The sequence below is a fragment of the Legionella anisa genome (genome assembly GCF_001467525.1).
In the GTDB taxonomy this organism is placed as follows: domain Bacteria; phylum Pseudomonadota; class Gammaproteobacteria; order Legionellales; family Legionellaceae; genus Legionella; species Legionella anisa.
Genome location: NZ_LNXS01000054.1, coordinates 96,318 through 116,191, shown reverse-complemented (window position 1 = coordinate 116,191; position 19,874 = coordinate 96,318). Strand labels below are relative to the sequence as shown.

The window sequence follows — 19,874 nt, the reverse complement described above, 5'->3', positions numbered from 1 at the left end:
ATTTTTAAATCGTTTGATTAATTTAAGTGCGTCGGGCTTTGCAGCCCAACCTCAATTGATTACATTGTTTTTACTGGAGACTCTTGCGCCCTTTCCTGATTTGCATGATATTTGTAACAAATACTCGTTAATGCATTGGTCAGATACAACATGGCATTTCCTGCATTCTCCGCGAGCGAATTCGAAGAACAACCTAATGTCGCTCCTGCATAAGCAGTGCCCAAACCCATAATATTAAAAGCAGCATTCCCTATACTGGTCAATGCATTGTCATTTTTACTGAAGGTAACTACATTAAGCGCAAGCGCTGCTATCTCAAAACCATGTTCCCAAGCAGTTTCTGGATCAGAAAACATCTTATACGCGGTCATCATGAGAAAAAGGCCATTTGTGACTTGCATGGCTGCGCGCCATTTATTTTCCTTATTAAAAAAACCTAGCATTTTTAATCCTCCTGAATGTGGTTAGGTTTGATCGAACTTTAAACATGGCGCTCAGAAAAATCAAGCACTTTATGACATTGATTATTCAGGAAATGCACTCAGTTTTTTTACCAAGCGAAATCTGGACATATTTATGAATTTTTCAGACATAAAATATCAAACAATTAAAAACAAACTAAAATGGATTGCTCTTCATCGAGTTCTTTTTCATTCGTTTGCTCTCTAAGTGGTTGCGGTTTTGCGGCAAACAAATGAGATAAATTGTTCATTAACAAACGCACAGCGCGCTTGTTCGGATTTATATGCTTTGGTTTTTCTCGGCGTATCTGCTGTTCTTCGGCAATAAATTGGCTTTTTATTTGAACTTTAATCGAATCATCCAAATTTGGAATAAGCTCAATTTGGCGTATTCCCCCATCCACAATACTTTGATACTCCCCTATTAATCCATCCACTTTAATTTTCCAAGCAGCAGCATCATCAATCATCTTTGCAGTTTTAGTCTTAAAGAAGGAAAAGTACTGAGCGAGGAAATTCGAAATTTTCACGAAAAAACCATCATGTAGTTTGATGAATGCGCTCAAGGTTTGGCTCTTTGCCTGAAGACCCTGTAGAAAAGATAAGTTTTCTTTTACAGTAGCAAGTAGCCTAGAACCAGCTTGTACCGATTCTTTCATTATCTCATTTGCTTTTTGTAACGCAGCGAGTCGTTCGGAACTTTCTTTTGCAATGAATAATCTTAACTCTTCGTCTTGATTAAAAAAACGATTATTTATGGCAGCAATTTGGTGCTCTTTTTTCTTTAGTTTTTCTCGTAAGTCCTGCAAACATGTATTTGCCAGATTTATAAGTTCCGTTTTGCAAGTACTGTCTAGGGTAGTTGGAAGAGTAGATGCAATCATGCTTTGCACTACTTGGGGCGTGGTAGTTCGATAAACAACCTTTATTGATGAAGTGACCCAGCTTACTCGCTGAAGTACTTCCGAAGACAGAGCAGGAGATTCAACAAAGATTTTTAATTGGTTTATTTTTTCAAGTAATTGTTGTTTTGGACCTTCTTCGGCAGTTTCTAAAAGAATTTGAAATAACTGCGCTTGCTCTTCTATAAAATCTAAAAAATCTTTTCTTCCGGTAATTTTCTTATCATTTTCTTCTGCAAATAAAAGTAGTTTATTTACTGCCTCTATTTTGGCTTCAAGATCTGCTTTTTTACCCCGCTGATCAATGAGGCTAAGAATACCTGATGAAACTTTTTCTATATCTGCTTCAAGTGCAGCAAGGCCCTCATGAGTATTTCGTTTTATAGGTTTCTCTGCCAGATGAAACCTAACCCCTCCTGGAGCTGTAGCTGGAGCAGGTCGCTTGTTATTATGTAAACCTCTTTGCGGTTTTGTGCTATCTAAAGGGCTAATACCCAATACTTTAAGATAACGTTTACTCAAGAGCTCTTTAGCTGGTTTTAAAGGATCAGGAGCAATATTGTCCGTTCTTTTAACTAACTCCTCAGAATTTAATTGAGCCATCCTTATTTCTACTTGCTGTAAAAAAAGATCGACTTTAGGTTTGATTTGTCCAAGATCTATAAGAAGAGAAACTACCATTTGCAGTTTCCAACTCCCCTCTATTTGGGCAATTGCGAGTTTGATAATATGGAACAACATATAGGAAGATAGAAGAAACGTTCTATATTGATTTTTATCGGCAAAAGGAATACTGTCCAAAGCGATTAATTTTTCAATATCTCCAATTAGAGCAAAAATATTACCTGCGGTATTATCTTTCCAGTTATCATATAAAGTGGATATAACCTCGCTGGAGTGAGTCAGTAATGCTATTTCTTTATCAGCCGTATCGGGCAGTTGTGCGATTGCTTCATCGATAAATAGCTTGATAAAAACGGCTGTTCCCCATGCGCGTGCATTATATTGATCAAAGTCGTTATATTTTGTCTGCGCATTCGCTTTGATGACTTCAAGATTATCTACTGAGTTAACGTAATTGCTAATAAGCAAAGCTGAATTCAGCGCTTTTTGTTCTGCATAGAATTTGGTCCCACGCCATAGTTTAAAACGTTCCTCTTTACTCAGCATAGTGAGGCCCAACGAATTAGTTAATCATTCTTAAAATCCATTCTACAAAAACGCAAATTAAAATAAAACCATAATGTTCTAATAAAGTTAAAATTGAGAAAAACGAATAATACCAGTAAATAAATGCAAGTGTTTTTAAAATCAGCTATTCTAAACTTATATACCTAAGGAGAAGCAGCATGCCATCAAGAAAAGGAATTTATCTCTTTACTCTAATCGGCTTACTCCTTGGATTCGCACTGGATGGATTAATTCGTAATGAAATTACCAAGCTCTTTGATTACACCTTAATCTGTCTTTTTGCTCTTTTGTATGGATTGGCTTATAACGGAAAAAATAGTTTTCGCTTGGTTGCAAGCAGTTGCATTGTCGCACTATTTCTGTCTTTACCCTTGCTTCCTATAGAAGCACAATTTACCTCCTTACCTCTCGAGCATTGGATTACCTTTCTAGGTGCCTTTCCATTTTTTGTCTATGTGGGACATTCATTCCACTATGCATTCCATCATGATAATACCTGGCGTATCAGTTATAACAGCTTATTTGCCGCGGTATGGAATACTATTCTTCTGCTTTTTGTTGCTTCTTTGTTTTCAGCTTTGGCCAATGTACTTATCCTATTAGGCGCTTTTATTTTCAAAACTGTAGGTAATGATTTTTTATGGAATTTATACTCCAATAATTTCCATTTTCAATTGATTTCCCATGTTACTCTATTTTTTATAGGATTAGGGGTCGGTCAGCAAAACATCAAAATTATCTATAGCTTGCGCTTTATACTGTTACGAATGATGTACTATTTATTTCCTTTCTTAGCATTGATTACTATCGTATATTTTATTCTTTATCTAAGCCATGTTCTCAGCGGTGGTGAAGAATACGTCAATCCCCTCCTTATTTTAATCCCATTAGCTGCATTGGGAATTATATTCTTTAATGCATACTTTCAAGATGGAAGTGTGGAATCAGGAGCGCCATCTTGGCTCAAGCTATTATTACGTATTTATCGAGTGATTTTATTCCTTTTGGTTTTAATGATGACTTATAAAATTTTCCAATCTTATTCTGTGGACGTTAATGTCGTCATTTGTATCATCACGGGGATTTTATTCAGCCTAACTTATGCAATTACGGCTTGGCTTCCTGATAAGACGGAACAAGAATGGGTAAGGATCGGTAACATTAGCTCTGCATTGTATTTTATAATTATTCTTTTTTTGTTCAATCTGCCTTATATGCCAATAATATTTCAGGTCGGAGCTCACCCCTCCTAGTAATAGCTCAATATAAGATACCAGGGTCTGTTTATTCTATATCAGGAGTGGGTCTGATATTTCCAAATCGTGTATTTTCCTCAACCACCTGATTGACAAACGTATTTCCATAACCAATCCAGCATCCTTTTTTAATAGTTGTTCCTGGACCAATAGTAGTCGCCATACCTATAAAAACATTATCTTCAATAATTACAGGCGCAAGAAAGAGTAAGCTACCCACATCGGAGTGACAACTAATTGACACCCCGCTGGCAAGAGTGACATTTTTTCCTATAGTGATTAATGGACAATCAACAAAATCGATATCAAACGAATTGACAATTTGAAAGGAAACTTTAGCACCTAATGCACGCCAATAAAAAAACTTAACCACATTGAATGTTTGCAATAAAGGGGTTAAACCAACCACTTTAGCAGAACGAGCAAGAGCAAAATGACAAAACCAGGCAATCGTCATTTGATTCATTTCACGTTTATACCGACCCGGTTTTAAGCGAGGCAAACACAGTCTAATTGCCGCGATAATCAGGATAAAAGAAGCAAATAAAACAAAAGGGGCCGCCGGAAGCACTAACCAGGTGCATGCATAACCATGATAAATAAATAAACCTGTTACGCTAAAAGCAGCAACACTAGGCATCAAACTAAATAAGATGGATACCAGGTCAATAATAATAAGCATAGGGGCAGTTAGCTCAGCCTTTTCTGGAGTTTTTTTTGACTTGGTTTTATTCTTCTCGGTCATAACATGATATTCCTTTTTTTATAATAGTTTGGCGTAGGCGAAATCATAACAAATTTTCCAAGTGATACAGAAACATCGAAGCTTATTTTTCCGTAATTACTTGCTGAGAAATAAGCTTTGGTTTGGTCTGTGCATGACTGTCTGCTAATAATTCTTCTTTTGGCAATTGGAATAAAACTATTGGCAGCACTTCTTTGATACTCACACCATGCGCATAAGGTTCGTTAATTTGCATTAAACGTTCATGCATCTGGACTAATATGGAATCAGATATTTGAGTCGTATCGTCTGTAACAAAAACAATCCTATTTCCCAGGCTGTTACGAGCAAAATACCAGTGAGGCGCTATAGGAAAAGAAATATCGCACAGCATCTCCTGCAACTCTTGACCGGAAACAGAACAATTCTCTAATTTAAGCATTTGCGTCTTATAACAAAATTCAAGTTTTGGTGCTTTATTTAAAAAGTCGATACATTTCACTATATCTTTTAGCTGGTAACGGACAAAGCCCATAGCTGTAGTTAAAAAAACTTCATAATTTTTCCCTTGCTCTAACTCCCAAGATTGTAAAAGGTTCTCTTTTTTAATGGGCTTACCTTCCTCAATAAACTCAGCAATATGTGCGCCAGGATGCAAAAATCCCCCACTCTGATTGTCAATTGGAACAGTAAGCCATCCTTCTGTAGCGGAAAAAGTACCATCAACCATCTCAACCCCAGGTCCTAATAATTTGTGTAATTGTCGTGCAGGATATTCACAAAGACTTGAAACCCAACATCCAACTACAGTCAATGACGGCCAAAACTCTTTGAATGAGCCTGGATCGTGCTGTGTCAATTGACACAAATAACGCTGACGTTTCTTCGTAACATGAAGCGGCGGCAAAAAGTCGGGAACCCTTTTTTCACCTAATAAATAAGGTAAAAAATGCTTAAAATTCTTAAGACAACGTTCAAATAAAGCATCAATAACCATGGGAGTCACCGCAAATATTGCACTTAGATCAGATGCTAAAGCATACAAAGCAGACCATTGCGTATAGACCTCCGTATTATCGAATACTTCATTAGGCATTGCATAAAAACGTTTAATAAAAGAAGGTAAATTTCGATAATTAAAATTACTAATCCAACCTGAAGGAATGCCTGCGGGTGACGATCTATGAGAATCTACTGCGGCCAAATACAGTATTTTTTCTTGAAACAACCCCGGAAAACGCTGAGTCAGCGTATAAATATAAGGCGGCATAGTGCGCTGAAACTGCCTCTGAAAAGATTCAGTAATCGGAAAAAATTTTCGAACACCCGCTGTTCCTGAAGTTTCTGACCAAAAAAGCAATTTCTCCCCATTAAAAGGCTGAGTAAGACTCTGTTGTGCTGCCAAAAGATCTTTCTCATAATCTTCATAAGTTGTAATCGGAAAATCATTCAGATTTAACGTGTGACGATTTTTTAATAAAGGAGGCCAATAAGCAGATTTTTTTAATAAAGGTACAATCTCTTGATTCCACAGCCTTTCACGGGAACGTTCGGGGTATATGGTATCTTCAATAAAAGCCTGATATTTTTTTCGGGTAATTGCTGCAATTAATCTTCTTTTCCAATTCATTCCCATTGCTAGCCAAAATAGAGTTCTTGCATAACCGGTGAATTTTTCTTTAGTGCAAGGCGTGACCGTTTCGAGGGGCTATGCAAAAACTCTAATGAATACGATACGAAATAATAACCTCAAAAACTAAAGTTGGCCATCGGCTATTTTAATTGGAACCATAGAGAACATTTCATTTTGCTCATAAAACAGAACTAAATGCTCTGCCATAGATTCTTGCAGCTTAGGCTCGATGTTTACTCGCCCATTTAATTGATTAAGAATGAATGGAATTGCCAAATTAAGCCAGTCCAAACCCAGTGATTCTCTAGCCATTAACTCCTGATTATGATACCAAAAATGAACACAACAACTTGCTGCAAAAATCCAGCAATAGTGTTCCGCCAATCGAAAAGCAGCTAAGCTGCGTGGGTCAAACTGTTTTTGCTCTTGCAAAGCAAGGACTTGGCGATCCAAGCGCTTTAGCTCACTTCGAATCGCTTTGATTAATGGATTGATTTTTTTCGATTTCAGCACAGATAAACCCGCCAAAATATCGTCCTCAGCAAGAGTGAAAAGACCTAAGCGGTCCAGAGGTAACTCAGGGCAAATACAATTGAGATTAAAAATATGCTCCAATTGTTGTAACTGAATTGGGGAACAACCTCCTCTTATTCTTGCTTGAGGCACTAAACTACCTGCAATCACCGATAAATTAACCTGACTACTCCCATCAAATAAACCGACCACTGGAATATCACGTCTGATTTTTTGCAGCATAGCCCACTCTGTTGTACGTAAATAAGCACGGGCACCCATTAATGTGCTACATTCTTCGACGATTCTTTCAGTTATTTTGGGAATGAGAAATTTAATGATGGCAGACCAAAAAGATAATTTTTCAGGGATCACCGATGCAGCACGAGCAACTGCTATGGCAGTACAATCTGCGATAAGCAACTGAGTAAACTGTTCACCCAATCGCTGTTTTACCACGGGAATTTCAAACGCAGTTTTTCCATACAATTGTCTTTGTAAACTAAAAGAAAGCGTTAATCGCAAGGCGGTATCTGCTGCACCAACAGAGAAAGAAGCACATAAAGTTCGTGAAACCTGTAAGGTTTTATAAATGATTTCCAAACCACGTTTTTCTCCTCCAATCAATGCATCATGAGACAAAAAAACTTTGTCTAAAAAAAAGCCGCTAATATCCAATCCCCTGACCCCAAGCGTAGGGAGTTTTGGCGTGGGCATAAAACCCGACTGAATTACCGATTTATCGAGAAAAAAAACAGAAAAACCTAAAGGGCCTCCTCGATCATGAGTACGGCAAAGAAGCGTTACACTCTGTCCCTGAGTCGCAAAATTAATACACCATTTTCTCCCGGATAGCTCCCACCCATTCTTGCAAGGTTGAGCGACTACGTCATTCGCCATGATATCAGAACCATGCTCTTCTTCGGTTAAAGCACATGCGGTAATTTCACTGCGACGTAAGGATTCTGCCAAATCTTTTTTCTGACGTTCATTTCCTGCTATCCAAAGAGGTAAAGAACCCAAAAATGACAAACCCAAGGCGATACCCATAGTTAAATCACGTCTACATAGTGATTTTGCTAGAAAAAATGCAGCATCGAGTGAAACAAACCGCCCGCCAAGATGTTGAGGAATTAGGTACTCCATAAATCCCCATTGTTGAATGAATCTGATTTGCGGCCAGGCAAGTTCTTCTTGTTCATCATAGTGCAAGATTTCTTGAAAATTGACAGGACTATCCTGTGTTGCAGGATTTCCTAAATAAGCTTCGAATGAATGAATTAATTGCAGCAAATCATGGTAAGAAGACATAATGATCCTTCTACTTGAGGGAGAAAGTGTTCCTATACAATAGAATGTCGCGCAATCGCCAGATCATCCATTTTGCGGTATAGATACTCCAAATGTTGAGCCAATCTTCCCCGTATTTGTTGAGGAGCAATAATTTCATCGATTAAACCAGACGTATATGCATCCACTAAAGAAGGATCAAGATTCTGTGCCTCAGTGACCTGATGTTTCATCTTAACAGATACTTGTCCATCCGTACTTTGAACTTTTTTCGTAGTCTCTTTGCCCATCACTCCAAGAGTTGCAGTCTCTAAAGCCAAAACCAAATCTCCTTGTTGCGATGCAGTTTGCATCATTAGAAATGCCGCAGCACCATAACATTTCCGAACAATCACGCTCATCCTAGGTACACGAGTTTGCATCGCAGCACATAATCTTGCTCCATGCTGCAATAATCCTTTTTGCTCTTCGCGTTTTCCAGGCATGAATCCAGGAACGTCAATTAAAGTAAGCACCGGAATACGATATGCATCGCATATTCGAATAAATTTAGCTGCTTTTTGCGCGGCATCTGAATCAATGGCGCCACTAAAACGAATACTCTGATTTGCAACAATACCTACTGCATGTCCATGAATACGTACAAAAGCACAAATCATAGCCTGCCCGTAGGCGCTTTTGTATTGCCATACTTCAGAGTCATCTACGATCGCTTGAATCAATTCGAGCATATTAAATGGCACTCTAGGATCAATCGGTATATTGGGCAAGCGATGCAAAGGCTCCTGAGCAGAATGTACAGGAGGACATTCGCCACTATGTGACGGGAAAAAATTGAGCATGGTTTTAACCTGACTGATTTGCGCACTGATGCTGTCATCAACAAAATCAGCAATGCCTGTAGTACTCGCGTGCATCGCTGTACCACCTAAGTCACTCATACTGACTTTTTCACCAATGGCTTGTTGCACTACCATAGGACTGGTTACCATCAGATAACTACGATGCTTGTTAAAAAAAAGCAAATCCATCAATACAGCAGAATAAGCAGGCGCACCAAGAGTTGGAGCAACGAGCACCGCAAATTGTGGGACCATACCGGATAAATTGATATTACGAGCAATAATTTGCGTGTACTCATCACCGCTTAACAAGTTTTCTTCTAAAGAAATACCAGGGGACGCTAAAAAAGCGATAATAGGAATCTGTAAATTTTTGGCTCTATCCATGAGACGTACAATTTTTTTTGCACCCTGACTGGTAATGTATCCTCGATTCACGGAGTTATTATGGGCATATACTGCTACTGGCCTTTGATTTACTTTAGCTAAACCCGTAATCACTTCAGCCCCAAATTGCAAATGAGACTGATCACTCATGGTATAATCTGCAAGTAACGGAAGAAAACTGTGCTCATCAATCAGGTTTTCTATCCATTTCATCGTGGTTTTATCAACAGACGATGAAGACATATTGCACTCAACTTTTAATTAAAATTTATATAAAATATACACTTCGTCATTACCAGGGTCAATTTTTCCTAAAAAACAGCTATAATTTAGGCTCATTGAATCCATAGTGTAATTGAAATAAAAGCAAACGAAAAAACAATTTAAAGGTAATGTATGGAAATTTTGCACCCCCGCATCCGTTTTGATATTACAGCAGCATCTCGTGCTCTTCCTGATTCTCCACCGATTACTAATCTGGAAATTTTACAAAACTTTCCACGAACATCAGGTCACGCTTTATCTTTTTTAGAAAAATTTGCTGAAAAAATCGGTGAAGAGTTTGGTTTTTATTCCCGTTATTGGTGCCATAAACCTTGGGAATCTTTAGATAACTCCAGGGAGTTGACTGCAGAATCATTAGCTACTGAAGCCGTGCAAAAACTGTTTGCGGATTATGACTCAAAAAAAATACACGCCCTTTTATTGGGATCTACTACCAATAAACGATTTACGGGCTCACAAGCTGCAGCAGTTCTTGGAAGTTTAGGAATAGATGCTCCTGCTTATGATTTAAAAACTGGCTGCTCGACTTCCTTATCTACACTTCATCTTGCTTATGCCTTAATGGCTTTAGGTTACACTAATGTGGTAGTCAGTTGTGCCGAAACCTTGTCCAAAGTAATCGATCCTGAAAATGAAAAAACATGGATAGGATTGGCCGATGGGGCGGCAGCCTTGCTGATGGAAAAAAAGGAAACAGGTGCATTCGCTGTTGAAAAAACCTTTTTTTCTACTGAGGGAAAATACGTTGAAGCCTTTACCACTCAGGGCGTTTTTCCACCTACCAAAGAGCAAATCGACACCATAGGTTATCATTTGGTTGGTGATGAATCACTGATGAAAGAACTGGCCTATGCTAAGTACAAGCAAGTGCTGGACCATTTATTACCTACTGAAGAAGACAGAAAAAACATCACATGGATTATTCCTCATCAAGTGAATCGCAAATTAATCACTCAAGTTCTCCAAGAGTACCAAATGAGTCACAAGGCAATTATTTGGGATTCAGATACGATTGGAAATATTGGTGGCGCTTCTGTTCTTTATTCTTTGGCGAGAGCAGTCGAAGAAAAAATTTTTGATAGGCCTGGAAAAATACTCATGATGAGTGTTGGAGGAGGTCTCTCTTATGCCGGCCAAGTCCTGCAATTCCGTAGAGATGTTTAATGAGTAAAGAGATTTTCAACTGCGCATCCCTTATTGATGCAGTTCACTACAGAGCCTTGCATACGCCAGAAAAAGTAAGTTGTACGTTTATAAATAGAAATCTAGAAGAAAAAATGACTTATGCTGAATTGGATGAACGGGCAAGAGCCATTGCAGCGCAATTACACGTGCAAGGAGCAAAACCTGGGGATAGGATCTTATTATTATTTTCTCCCGGACTTTCCCTAATTCAAGCTTTTTTTGGCTGTCTTTATGCAGGCTGCATTGCAGTACCTATTTATCCTCCCGCCCAAGCCAAATTATTAGATAAGGCACATCGCATTATCCAGAATGCAAAACCGGTGCTCGTGATCATGACCGCTGATCATTTAGCTAAATTTGCTACCCTGGATCACCAAGGAAAACCGTATTTAAATAAAGTGCCATGTTTAGCCATAGACAGGATGGCACTGCAAATAAGCGCTTATTGGCAGCCGCCCTCTATTCACGAACATAACATTGCTTTTCTACAGTACACTTCGGGATCCACGATGCATCCCAAGGGAGTCATTATCACGCATAGCAATTTACTGGATAATATCCAAAAGATATATACTGCATTTGAATTAAATGAAGAAACCATATCATTCAGCTGGCTTCCGCCCCATCATGATATGGGATTAATAGGCTATATTTTGACTCCTATTTTTGCAGGCGTACCCACTTATCTGATGTCTCCTTTTTCTTTTTTACAAAATCCTCTTTCCTGGTTACAAAAAATCAGTAAATACCGAGCAACCATAAGCGGCAGCCCCAATTTCGCTTACGATTATTGTGTGAAACGGATTAAGGAAGAAAAAAAACAAGGATTGGATTTAAGCTGCTGGCGAATTGCATCGAATGGAGCAGAACCCATCAGAAAAGAAACATTAGAGCATTTTTATCAAGCGTTTAAAAATTATGGGTTTCGCAAAGAAGCCTTTTATCCTTGTTATGGTTTGGCTGAGGCTACTTTATTAGTTACAGGAACCATTCCAGACACCCCCTATCGGGCGCTCTCCTTAACTAAAGAACAGTATCAGGATCATCGAGTCCATTTTGCTCCAGAAGAAAACTCGCAGAGTCACAGTTTAGTCAGTTGCGGTCAATTTATTCAAACAGTGAAAATTGTGGATCCAGAAACACGTGTGCTTTGTGATAATGACCAGATTGGTGAAATTTGGGTGCACAGTGACAGTGTAGCCCAGGGGTATTGGCAACAAGATGAAGAAACACGCCATGCATTTCATGGTAAAATTTCTAATGATCCAAGCAATCAATTGTATTTAAGAACCGGTGATTTGGGGTTTGTGCATGAAGAGGAACTCTATGTGACGGGTCGCATTAAAGATTTGATTATTCTCTATGGGAAAAACCATTATCCCCAAGACATAGAATATTCTATTCTCCATGCCCCAGTCCATGAGCATCTAGGTAAATGCGCTGCTTTTGTCATTCAAACAGATCATGAATATGAACTCACTGTCATGTGTGAGATAAAAAACCGTTTCATGTCATTTGAGGAGCAAGATACTTTATTCAATACCATTTTTGAACTGGTTTATCAGACACATCAACTCGAAATTCATCATATTATTCTTATCCCGCTTAAAGCCATGCCGCATACAACCAGTGGTAAAATTCGTCGAAATTTCTGTCGTAAACATGTATTAGATAATACACTGCCTGTGGTAGCTACGTGGCGGTTGAATAAGGTTGAGGGGTAAGCACATGCAATTTCTAGCTCAAGATTCACCAAATAAAATTGCATTAAGCGTGGAAAATCAGCTTTTAAGTTTTGCTGAATTAGAAACAGCAGTCCACAAAATGGCGTTGCAATTAAAAAAACTGCCGAAAGGCCTATTGGTTTTATATGCAACACCCAAACCTCTATTTGTGATTCAATTATTAGCCGCTTTACACATCGGCAAGCCTATTGCACTCCTTGCCCATCACGAATCCGATCAGGAAAAACGCCTCATTTTAAGTACGAACATGACCGTTGATGCTCAAGGTGAACTTCTTGAAATTCAAGAAAATAAGCAGATAAAACATCATCCTGAACTCGCTTTAGTGCTCTTTACTTCAGGGAGCACAGGCCAAATGAAAGCAGTGCAGCTTTCCCTAAAAAATATCATTGCAAACTGTCAGGCTGTCATTAATGCGCTTGAATTTTCTAAAGTTGTCGATCAATTATTGTTTTTACCTTTATCGTACTCTTTTGGCCTGCTTGGGCAATTACTCCCCGGGTTAATTGCTGGGATAAAAACACAACTGATCACACAATTTACTGATATTAAAACATTGTTTGAAACGCATACTATTCCCCAAATGTGGAGCGGCGTCCCTTCTCATTGGGTTGCGATTCATAAGATGGCAACACTTTTTCCAGAAGCTGCAGCAAAAATAAAAGCGATTGTCTCTGCTGGAGCTCCTTTGAGTATTATATTGCGTGACAGCTTAATGCATACTTTTCCTAAAGCAATAATTTATAATAATTACGGTCTAACAGAAGCCTCTCCGCGTGTCCTGACTTATTCGAGCACAGATCTATTGTTCCTTGAAGATTTTGCCGGTTATCCAGTTGGTGATTGGCAGATACGTATATCAGAGGACAATGAGTTGCTCATTAAAGGCAGTCAACTCATGTTAGGTTATCTGGGTGAGGAAAAACAAAGCCGAATGCACGATGGTTGGTTTTTTACAGGAGATTTGGCAGAACAATTACCTTCCGGTTTAGTAGCAATTAAAGGACGATTGGATCACATCGTCAATATTGGTGGTGAAAAGGTTAATTTGATTGATATAGAGCATAAAATTTGCCAAATTAAAGGAATTAAAGAAGTGATTGTCATCCCGATGCCTGATGCATTGTATGGCATCCGTTTACGTGTATGTCTGGAACGCGATAATTTCAGCACTACCACCACAGAACACATGCTTTGTGACCAGTTAAAACACCATTTTTTACCTAGAAAACTTCCAATTACAGTGCAATTATTGGATAAATTGCCACGTAACTCACATGGAAAACTTGATAGAAAAACACTGCTTTTAAGCCCAAAGGAACAAAACCATGCTCACTGAACGAATTCGCACTACATTAGCAAAAATTGGACTTGCCTATCCGCATCAAGATACATCTGCTTCACTGGAGCAAGGTGGTCTCGACAGCTTAATGTTAGCCCTACTCATCATTGAGCTCGAGCGAGAATTCAAAATTAAGATTCCTGTTATGCCTTTAATAAAAGAACATTATGAATCGATAAACAGTATTGAAAAACACTTAATTGAGCTGGGGGCACAATGAATATTTTGATTACTGGCGGCTCATCGGATATCGCTCAAGCCATAGCCAAGCGACGATTGCAATTAGGTGACACGATCATCATTACCAGTTCCAGCAAGGAAAGTCTGAACCAAACATTGGAGCATTATAAACAACAAGAAATGCAGGTTCGTGGTTTGGTATATAATTTTTCCAATCCACAAGCCAGTGAGGAGGAACTGCAAAACCTGCTGCAAGAACCTTTAGATGGAATCATCCTCAACGCATTTACACGAGTAAGTCAACTGCGCAAATTACACGCTCTATCCTATCCTGCATTACGCGCTTACATCGATGATAATTTGCATGGCAATATCTGGTTAATTCATCACCTGTTACCGGCTTTATTAGCCAATAAATTTGGACGATTGATTCTGATTTCCAGTCTTTCTGCAATTACAGGAACCAGTCGTTATGGCGCTTATTGTGCAACCAAAGCAGCGCTCGAAGGATTATTTTTAAATCTTGCAGTGGATTACAGTGCCAACAATATTTTATCCAATGTTGTCCGTGTTGGTTTGATTAAAACATCAAGAACTGAGCAATTCTGGAAAAGACCTGCTTATCAAGAAAAAATGGCACAAATTATTCCTCAAGGCATGATGGGAGAAACGGCACAAATTGCAGAGGCCTTAGATCCCTTATTATCCAGAACCTCATTTATGACAGGCTCTGTCATTACTGTAAGTGGCGGTTTACCGCTCATGCGCTCTGAAGGAATATTATCATCATGAATTTGTTACGTGCCGAAAAAAACATCTACCTCAAAGGTCCTTTTACCGCATTACCTGAGCGGGTTGTAAGTAATCAAGAAGTGCTCAATTGGATGAACAGCACACAAAGCCCAGCACTGGTGAGCTTCTCGACAGGAATTAGAAATAGACGCTGGGTCAATGAAGATCAGGCATGTAGTGATTTGGCTGTACTTGCAGCAGAAAAACTGTTTGCAGCAAAGCCGGCAGAAAAAAATAAAATCAACCAAATTATTTTGGCAACGATATCAGGAGACTACCTTGCACCACCAACCAGTCCACTGGTACAGCATCGACTAGGATTGCAAAATACAGGAGCTTTTGATATTGGAGCAGCATGTGCCGGTTTTGTAGTTGGTTTGCATACAAGTGCCGCCATCACTCAAGCCAGTATGGGTTCCATCTTATTAATTGCCAGCGAGATTCGCTCCAAGTTTTTAAATAAAAATAATTTTGCGACCAGTGTGCTCTTTGGCGATGGAGCAGCTGCTTGTATTGTGTCTACCAATAAAGAAAATGCAGAATTTCGTTTTATTGCCTCTGCTTTGTTTGCCGATGGCGAAGTCAGCGATACAGTATCTACCCCAGCAGGAGGTTCACGACTGCCTGCAGCACATTGCCAAGACCCCGAACTGTTTTACATCACGATTAAAGAAAATACTGCCCTGTTTGTCAAAGCAGTACATGGTATGGTTGATGGTGCAGAAGAGTTTCTCAAAGCTTTAAACCTTACTGCTGCAGATATCCAATGGCTGGTCCCGCATCAAGGAAATAAAAATTTAGTTCTATCTGTTGCAAAACAATTAGGTTTTCCCGAAGAGCGTATCGTTAAAACCGTAGAAGAAACCGGCAATACTTCCGGTTCAAGCGTAGGGATTGCCCTCGATTTTCTTCGCGAACAGGCGCCCATCAAAGCAAAAGATAAAGTGTTATTGGTTGCTGCAGGTGGAGGAGGTATTGCAGCTTGTGCGCTTTTGGAAGTGATTTAAACGATTTCATCGTAGCTTGAACACCATATTGTAGCCTGGGTGCAGCGAAGCGGAACCCGGGTTTTAAATTACCAATTTTCCCGGGTTCCGCTTCGCTGCACCCAGGTTACGAACCCAAACTACAGTTTATTTTTTATTAAAAACTTAGTTTTGAACTAAACCAAAATTCAGCCAGTGGTGTTTCTTTATAGTGTGCTAAATGAAAATTGAAAAACTCTTTTGCTGCCTTTTTTTTATTACTGTGTACTAAACAAAGCAAATAAGTCTGAGCAATGATTTCTGACTGTGCATCACTGCCACCAATTTCAGTGCGCCTGGAAATACAAGGAGCCATCAAGTCACAGGCTGATTGAAAATCATGATTAACAAAAGCATGAATCCCTTGACTCAAAGGTAAGATAACGGAACGCCACAACGATTGATTATATCCCTTCGCCAGAGTTTGAGCATAAGTTTCAATGGAGTCCAGTGCTCTTTGAACTGCGTCCTCTTGACCTAAACGAGTAAGACAATATACATAATGGACTGTGTTAAAACCGGTATAATGTGTAAAAGGATTTTCATCAAGATAATGTGCAAGAGCATTAAATTGTTCTAATTGCGGAAATCCAGCCATGTCCAGACGCCATAATAATGAGATGGCATCTATTTGTTCGGTAATGATTTCTGGAGAAGTACCAAAAATAACAGGATATAAATCCATTACCTTATCCGCTTGCCGTAATGCAAGGTAAAATAAAGCTAAATGCCAACTGTTATGTCCACGAAGAAGTGGTGAGATCTGTTCCCAGCTTCCTCGGAACGTTTCTAAAGCGGCTATCCCTTTGGCACTATTCTTTGTGTTGAGATAGACATGAGCCAAAGTATGATGAGCCCAAGGTGTAAGTGGTTCGATGGTCAAAGCCTGTTCTGCCAAACGTTGCGCATCGGATAGATGACCCGATAATTCCGCTGCAAAAGAATGCATGGCTAAAAAATGGGACTCATCTTGATTATGTGCTGCTATTCGTTCACAAAATTTCAAATAGTGATGACTGGTGTAAGCCTGTCCCGAACAATAAAATAACCATTCAGCAAACTTTGCTGCTAAAGTATCGCGTGGATATAAAGCCGTTAAAGCCGCTAAAATAGTCAAAGCACTTTCATACTCCAAATTCATCCAAGCTTTAGCTGCTTGATACGTTAATTTTTCTCTTAAATTAACTGAATTCAATAATTTTTCAGCCTGCAGCAAATGTTCTTTTGCTAAAGCAGTGGCTGGATCAGTCTGGCCATAAAGATAAAATGCAGCAGTATAAACCTGTAGGAGCAAATTATCAGGATTTATTTTGACTGCCTCGAGAATATTATGAGGCTCCTTGCCTGCTCCTAAGATTTGTTGATGGAAATGGTTAATGCTTTCTATTACTTGCAACGACTGAGTCGTTACGGGTAAGCCTCGATTTGTTTCCATATTTTTCCTAACGTATCTTCGACTGCTTCTTTTTATTATATATCCCTTTAAGAAAAATAAAGTAAAAAAACAACTCAGAAAGAAAATCAAAAGTATGATTTAATTGCATCAATTAGAATCATCGAATACTCTAGTGGCTCAAATTTGTTAATGGACGAAATCATGAAAAATCAAAAAGAACTGTTCGAATTTTTATGTGAATTAATTGATATCCAAATTAAAAAATATGTTGCTTTGCCCAAAATAGGAATAGGTCCAGATGCACGCCTAAATGGTCAACTCGTTTTTCAAGAAGTCAATGAACTATTAGGATTTGCGGAACAATTAATCAAAGAATTAGAAAATCCACAACAGGGTTACGCTGATCCAGAACATTTTACTACTCTTTTTAATCAAATAAAGTTTTATCTTGAGCAAGAACATCTAAGGGGATATGCAGGTTGGCTTCTTGATGAAAACAACATCCATACTCCACTTATGTCACGAGTAAATGAGCAAATCAAAAAATTAAAGGAGATCGCTCACTCAGCAAACATTGTCTATTCTCCTGAATCAAAACCTGTAACAGAAACACAAAGACAAACTGAATATGATAGTGTGGCTATTGCTTTTTATATTTTGGATCTCGCCCTGAAAATAGCTGAAAATCCTTCGATAAAATTAGAGGATAAGAGTCTTGGACATGCCCTCCCGATATTAAAACGTAATGCGACTACCCGATATAATAAAGAAGAATTCGCTCAGCCAATCCGGGAGTTACACAAAAAATGCAGTGATTTTCTGACGCAATCCGAATCTCAAAAAGGTGATACATTGCTGGATAAAGCGAATGCTGAAATCTATGAAAGAAAACACAGAGAACAATGGAGCAATTTACTCAAACGTTATCAAAAAATTGAGCCAGACTCTAAATTATTCGCTTCGGAACATGAGTGGTATAAGATTGGTAAATTAACAGAGGAAACAGCAAAACCAAAATCAGCATATTCCAGTCAAAATCTCACATTATTTAGTGGAGTTGCCTTAGGTGTACTCGTCGTTTGTATGTTGATTTCTTATTTTTTGAAACAACAGAATAATGAAAACCTATTAAGTTCGAATTTGAATCCCTAAAAAAGTAGCCTGGGTGGAGGCATCGCCGTAACCCGGGTTTAGAATCTATGTTATAAGGAACGATGTCAAATCCATATGAACAGAAATAAAAAGGTACAAAAAATTACGCCTGAGTAAACTCAAATAAATCTTTATAAGTATGAAAATTCATTGCATCCTCTTCAGTCACTGTTAAATTATATTCTTCGCTAAGAATGGCCAGTAATTCAACAATTTTTAAAGAATCTAAATGCAAGTCTTCAATTAACGCCGTATCATTATGAATTTCTTCTGCGTTCGTGCCTGATAATTTGGATATAATATTTTTTAATTCTGTCTCAGTAATTTTCATAAACAATACCTCTTAATGATCTTTTGAGGCCAGATAATACCATGAAGCGAAAGAACCTAAGCCTAAAATAAGTAAGAGTATAGCTAAAGAGAATTGGCCATACCACTCACCTAGAGCGATAATTCCACTAGACAATGCGGCACTTAAGTCTTGCATGCATGCATATAAGGCCCCTACTGTTCCCGCCATATGGGGAAATGGATGAAAAGCGCCGGCAAATGCATTGATAAAAGTAAACCCCATTCCCATGCTAAACAACGACACAGGAATCATGATGGAGAGTACATTCTGCAATCCTATGAGCGACAAAAAGAGCATGGTAAAACCACCTATTACCATGAAGACAATTCCGATAAATACCATGTAGGATACACCTTTTCTCATCACCATTTGGCTGTTAATTATTCCGCTCACACAAATTGCACCGGCAATAAAAATGGTTAATTGGCCAAACTCTATAGGACTAAGTCCTAATGTGTCTTGAAAAAGAAAGGGAGCAATCGCGAGATAACCAATTATACCCGCAGAAGCAAGACAGGCACACAATGCATAGCCTAAAAACACTTTAGATTGTAACAAGGTTAAATAATTATCACGCATTACTCTAAATTGAGTTGCATGAGGATTAAGATTTTTATTGGTTTCAGGAAGTGTACATAATGCCAAGATCCATATTGCGATACCAAATACGAGTAAAAATAAAAAATTGATACGCCATCCAAAATGCTCCTGAATATATCCCCCTAGAATTGGAGATGCCACCATAATAAAAACACTCACAATCCCTACATAAGAACCAATCTTAGATAAAATTCTGTCGGTAAAAAGATCGCGAACTAGAGATCGGCCTACTGAACCACAACATCCAATGCCAAATCCCTGAATGAAACGGCCAATAATCAAGACTAAAACTGAAGGAGCGAGAAAACAGCATAAACTGCCTAAGATACTTAGGCCAACACCAAAAATAAGAGGTGGTTTGCGACCAATTTTATCTGATAAAGGACCATAAAATACATGGGAAATACTCAAACCGAGCATAAAAAGAGATAACGTTAATTGAATGGATGCTTCACTACTGTGAAACTCTTTCGTAATTGCAGGTAATGAAGGAACATACTGATCAGTAGTCATCTGCATCAATACCATGAGCATTAAAATAACAAAAATCAGCAAAGGTTGTAACGAAACCTGTTGTACATCATTTTCTTTGTGCATCAAAAAAACCTTTTTAACCCCTGG

17 protein-coding genes are annotated in these 19,874 nt (G+C 38.6%); 8 read left to right on the top strand and 9 right to left on the bottom strand.

Annotated features, from left to right (window positions below):
• Positions 1 to 59: 59 nt before the first annotated feature.
• Both Lani_RS16980 and Lani_RS16975 read right to left on the bottom strand, forming a co-directional pair.
• Positions 60 to 443 carry a hypothetical protein gene (locus Lani_RS16980; protein WP_058388723.1) on the bottom strand — a complete coding sequence of 128 codons (384 nt, stop codon included), beginning with the start codon at positions 441 to 443 and terminating at the stop codon, positions 60 to 62.
• Positions 444 to 607: 164 nt separating this feature from the next.
• Positions 608 to 2,533 carry a hypothetical protein gene (locus tag Lani_RS16975; RefSeq protein WP_019232972.1) on the bottom strand — a complete coding sequence of 642 codons (1,926 nt, stop codon included), beginning with the start codon at positions 2,531 to 2,533 and terminating at the stop codon, positions 608 to 610.
• A 179-nt stretch (positions 2,534 to 2,712) separates the two neighbouring features.
• Between Lani_RS16975 and Lani_RS16970 the strand changes: the two genes are divergently transcribed.
• Positions 2,713 to 3,807, top strand: coding sequence for a hypothetical protein (locus tag Lani_RS16970; protein WP_019232971.1), 1,095 nt, complete (start codon positions 2,713 to 2,715; stop codon positions 3,805 to 3,807).
• 31 nt (positions 3,808 to 3,838) lie between these two features.
• Here Lani_RS16970 and Lani_RS16965 read toward each other — a convergent pair whose 3' ends face one another.
• From Lani_RS16965 to Lani_RS16950, 4 genes are all read right to left on the bottom strand, one after another.
• A complete protein-coding gene (locus tag Lani_RS16965; protein WP_019232970.1) occupies positions 3,839 to 4,555 on the bottom strand; it encodes a DapH/DapD/GlmU-related protein in 717 nt (238 codons plus the stop codon).
• 82 nt (positions 4,556 to 4,637) lie between these two features.
• Positions 4,638 to 6,164 (bottom strand): GH3 family acyl-acid amido synthetase, encoded by a 1,527-nt coding sequence (locus tag Lani_RS16960; protein ID WP_040522221.1) that lies wholly within the window; start codon positions 6,162 to 6,164, stop codon positions 4,638 to 4,640.
• Positions 6,165 to 6,290: 126 nt separating this feature from the next.
• Positions 6,291 to 7,991 (bottom strand): acyl-CoA dehydrogenase family protein, encoded by a 1,701-nt coding sequence (locus Lani_RS16955; protein ID WP_019232968.1) that lies wholly within the window; start codon positions 7,989 to 7,991, stop codon positions 6,291 to 6,293.
• 32 nt (positions 7,992 to 8,023) lie between these two features.
• Positions 8,024 to 9,442, bottom strand: coding sequence for an acyl-CoA carboxylase subunit beta (locus Lani_RS16950; protein WP_019232967.1), 1,419 nt, complete (start codon positions 9,440 to 9,442; stop codon positions 8,024 to 8,026).
• Between the two features lie 153 nt (positions 9,443 to 9,595).
• On the opposite strand from Lani_RS16950, the gene Lani_RS16945 reads away from it, so the two are divergent.
• From Lani_RS16945 to Lani_RS16920, 6 genes are read left to right on the top strand one after another with little or no spacing between them, the layout of a single operon-like run.
• The gene (locus Lani_RS16945) at positions 9,596 to 10,648 is read left to right on the top strand and encodes a 3-oxoacyl-ACP synthase III family protein (protein WP_019232966.1); all 1,053 of its coding nucleotides are present in this window, start codon (positions 9,596 to 9,598) and stop codon (positions 10,646 to 10,648) included.
• Positions 10,648 to 12,393 (top strand): fatty acyl-AMP ligase, encoded by a 1,746-nt coding sequence (locus tag Lani_RS16940; protein WP_019232965.1) that lies wholly within the window; start codon positions 10,648 to 10,650, stop codon positions 12,391 to 12,393. The genes Lani_RS16945 and Lani_RS16940 overlap by 1 nt, the downstream gene beginning before the upstream one ends.
• A 4-nt stretch (positions 12,394 to 12,397) precedes the next feature.
• Positions 12,398 to 13,753 (top strand): class I adenylate-forming enzyme family protein, encoded by a 1,356-nt coding sequence (locus Lani_RS16935; protein ID WP_019232964.1) that lies wholly within the window; start codon positions 12,398 to 12,400, stop codon positions 13,751 to 13,753.
• Positions 13,743 to 13,976: an acyl carrier protein gene (locus tag Lani_RS16930; RefSeq protein ID WP_019232963.1), complete on the top strand. Its 234-nt coding sequence runs from the start codon at positions 13,743 to 13,745 to the stop codon at positions 13,974 to 13,976. The genes Lani_RS16935 and Lani_RS16930 overlap by 11 nt, the downstream gene beginning before the upstream one ends.
• Entirely contained in the window at positions 13,973 to 14,728 is a 756-nt protein-coding gene (locus tag Lani_RS16925; protein WP_019232962.1) for an SDR family NAD(P)-dependent oxidoreductase, read from the top strand. The genes Lani_RS16930 and Lani_RS16925 overlap by 4 nt, the downstream gene beginning before the upstream one ends.
• Complete coding sequence (locus Lani_RS16920; RefSeq protein WP_019232961.1) at positions 14,725 to 15,735, top strand: 3-oxoacyl-ACP synthase III family protein; 1,011 nt, start codon at positions 14,725 to 14,727, stop codon at positions 15,733 to 15,735. The genes Lani_RS16925 and Lani_RS16920 overlap by 4 nt, the downstream gene beginning before the upstream one ends.
• A gap of 136 nt (positions 15,736 to 15,871) precedes the next feature.
• Here Lani_RS16920 and Lani_RS16915 read toward each other — a convergent pair whose 3' ends face one another.
• Positions 15,872 to 17,188 (bottom strand): tetratricopeptide repeat protein, encoded by a 1,317-nt coding sequence (locus Lani_RS16915; protein ID WP_019232960.1) that lies wholly within the window; start codon positions 17,186 to 17,188, stop codon positions 15,872 to 15,874.
• A 162-nt stretch (positions 17,189 to 17,350) separates the two neighbouring features.
• Between Lani_RS16915 and Lani_RS16910 the strand changes: the two genes are divergently transcribed.
• Positions 17,351 to 18,301 carry a hypothetical protein gene (locus tag Lani_RS16910; RefSeq protein ID WP_019232959.1) on the top strand — a complete coding sequence of 317 codons (951 nt, stop codon included), beginning with the start codon at positions 17,351 to 17,353 and terminating at the stop codon, positions 18,299 to 18,301.
• Between the two features lie 103 nt (positions 18,302 to 18,404).
• On the opposite strand, the gene Lani_RS16905 is transcribed toward Lani_RS16910, so the two are convergent.
• The gene (locus Lani_RS16905; RefSeq protein WP_019232958.1) at positions 18,405 to 18,632 is read right to left on the bottom strand and encodes an acyl carrier protein; all 228 of its coding nucleotides are present in this window, start codon (positions 18,630 to 18,632) and stop codon (positions 18,405 to 18,407) included.
• A gap of 12 nt (positions 18,633 to 18,644) precedes the next feature.
• Positions 18,645 to 19,850, bottom strand: coding sequence for a multidrug effflux MFS transporter (locus Lani_RS16900; protein ID WP_019232957.1), 1,206 nt, complete (start codon positions 19,848 to 19,850; stop codon positions 18,645 to 18,647).
• Positions 19,851 to 19,874: the final 24 nt, after the last annotated feature.

Bases quoted from the DNA above. Each gene is read 5' to 3' on its own strand.
- Lani_RS16980 (WP_058388723.1), bottom strand. From the start codon at position 443: ATGCTAGGTTTTTTTAATAAGGAAAATAAATGGCGCGCAGCCATGCAA.
- Lani_RS16975 (WP_019232972.1), bottom strand. From the start codon at position 2,533: ATGCTGAGTAAAGAGGAACGTTTTAAACTATGGCGTGGGACCAAATTC.
- Lani_RS16970 (WP_019232971.1), top strand. From the start codon at position 2,713: ATGCCATCAAGAAAAGGAATTTATCTCTTTACTCTAATCGGCTTACTC.
- Lani_RS16965 (WP_019232970.1), bottom strand. From the start codon at position 4,555: ATGACCGAGAAGAATAAAACCAAGTCAAAAAAAACTCCAGAAAAGGCT.
- Lani_RS16960 (WP_040522221.1), bottom strand. From the start codon at position 6,164: ATGAATTGGAAAAGAAGATTAATTGCAGCAATTACCCGAAAAAAATAT.
- Lani_RS16955 (WP_019232968.1), bottom strand. From the start codon at position 7,991: ATGTCTTCTTACCATGATTTGCTGCAATTAATTCATTCATTCGAAGCT.
- Lani_RS16950 (WP_019232967.1), bottom strand. From the start codon at position 9,442: ATGTCTTCATCGTCTGTTGATAAAACCACGATGAAATGGATAGAAAAC.
- Lani_RS16945 (WP_019232966.1), top strand. From the start codon at position 9,596: ATGGAAATTTTGCACCCCCGCATCCGTTTTGATATTACAGCAGCATCT.
- Lani_RS16940 (WP_019232965.1), top strand. From the start codon at position 10,648: ATGAGTAAAGAGATTTTCAACTGCGCATCCCTTATTGATGCAGTTCAC.
- Lani_RS16935 (WP_019232964.1), top strand. From the start codon at position 12,398: ATGCAATTTCTAGCTCAAGATTCACCAAATAAAATTGCATTAAGCGTG.
- Lani_RS16930 (WP_019232963.1), top strand. From the start codon at position 13,743: ATGCTCACTGAACGAATTCGCACTACATTAGCAAAAATTGGACTTGCC.
- Lani_RS16925 (WP_019232962.1), top strand. From the start codon at position 13,973: ATGAATATTTTGATTACTGGCGGCTCATCGGATATCGCTCAAGCCATA.
- Lani_RS16920 (WP_019232961.1), top strand. From the start codon at position 14,725: ATGAATTTGTTACGTGCCGAAAAAAACATCTACCTCAAAGGTCCTTTT.
- Lani_RS16915 (WP_019232960.1), bottom strand. From the start codon at position 17,188: ATGGAAACAAATCGAGGCTTACCCGTAACGACTCAGTCGTTGCAAGTA.
- Lani_RS16910 (WP_019232959.1), top strand. From the start codon at position 17,351: ATGAAAAATCAAAAAGAACTGTTCGAATTTTTATGTGAATTAATTGAT.
- Lani_RS16905 (WP_019232958.1), bottom strand. From the start codon at position 18,632: ATGAAAATTACTGAGACAGAATTAAAAAATATTATATCCAAATTATCA.
- Lani_RS16900 (WP_019232957.1), bottom strand. From the start codon at position 19,850: ATGCACAAAGAAAATGATGTACAACAGGTTTCGTTACAACCTTTGCTG.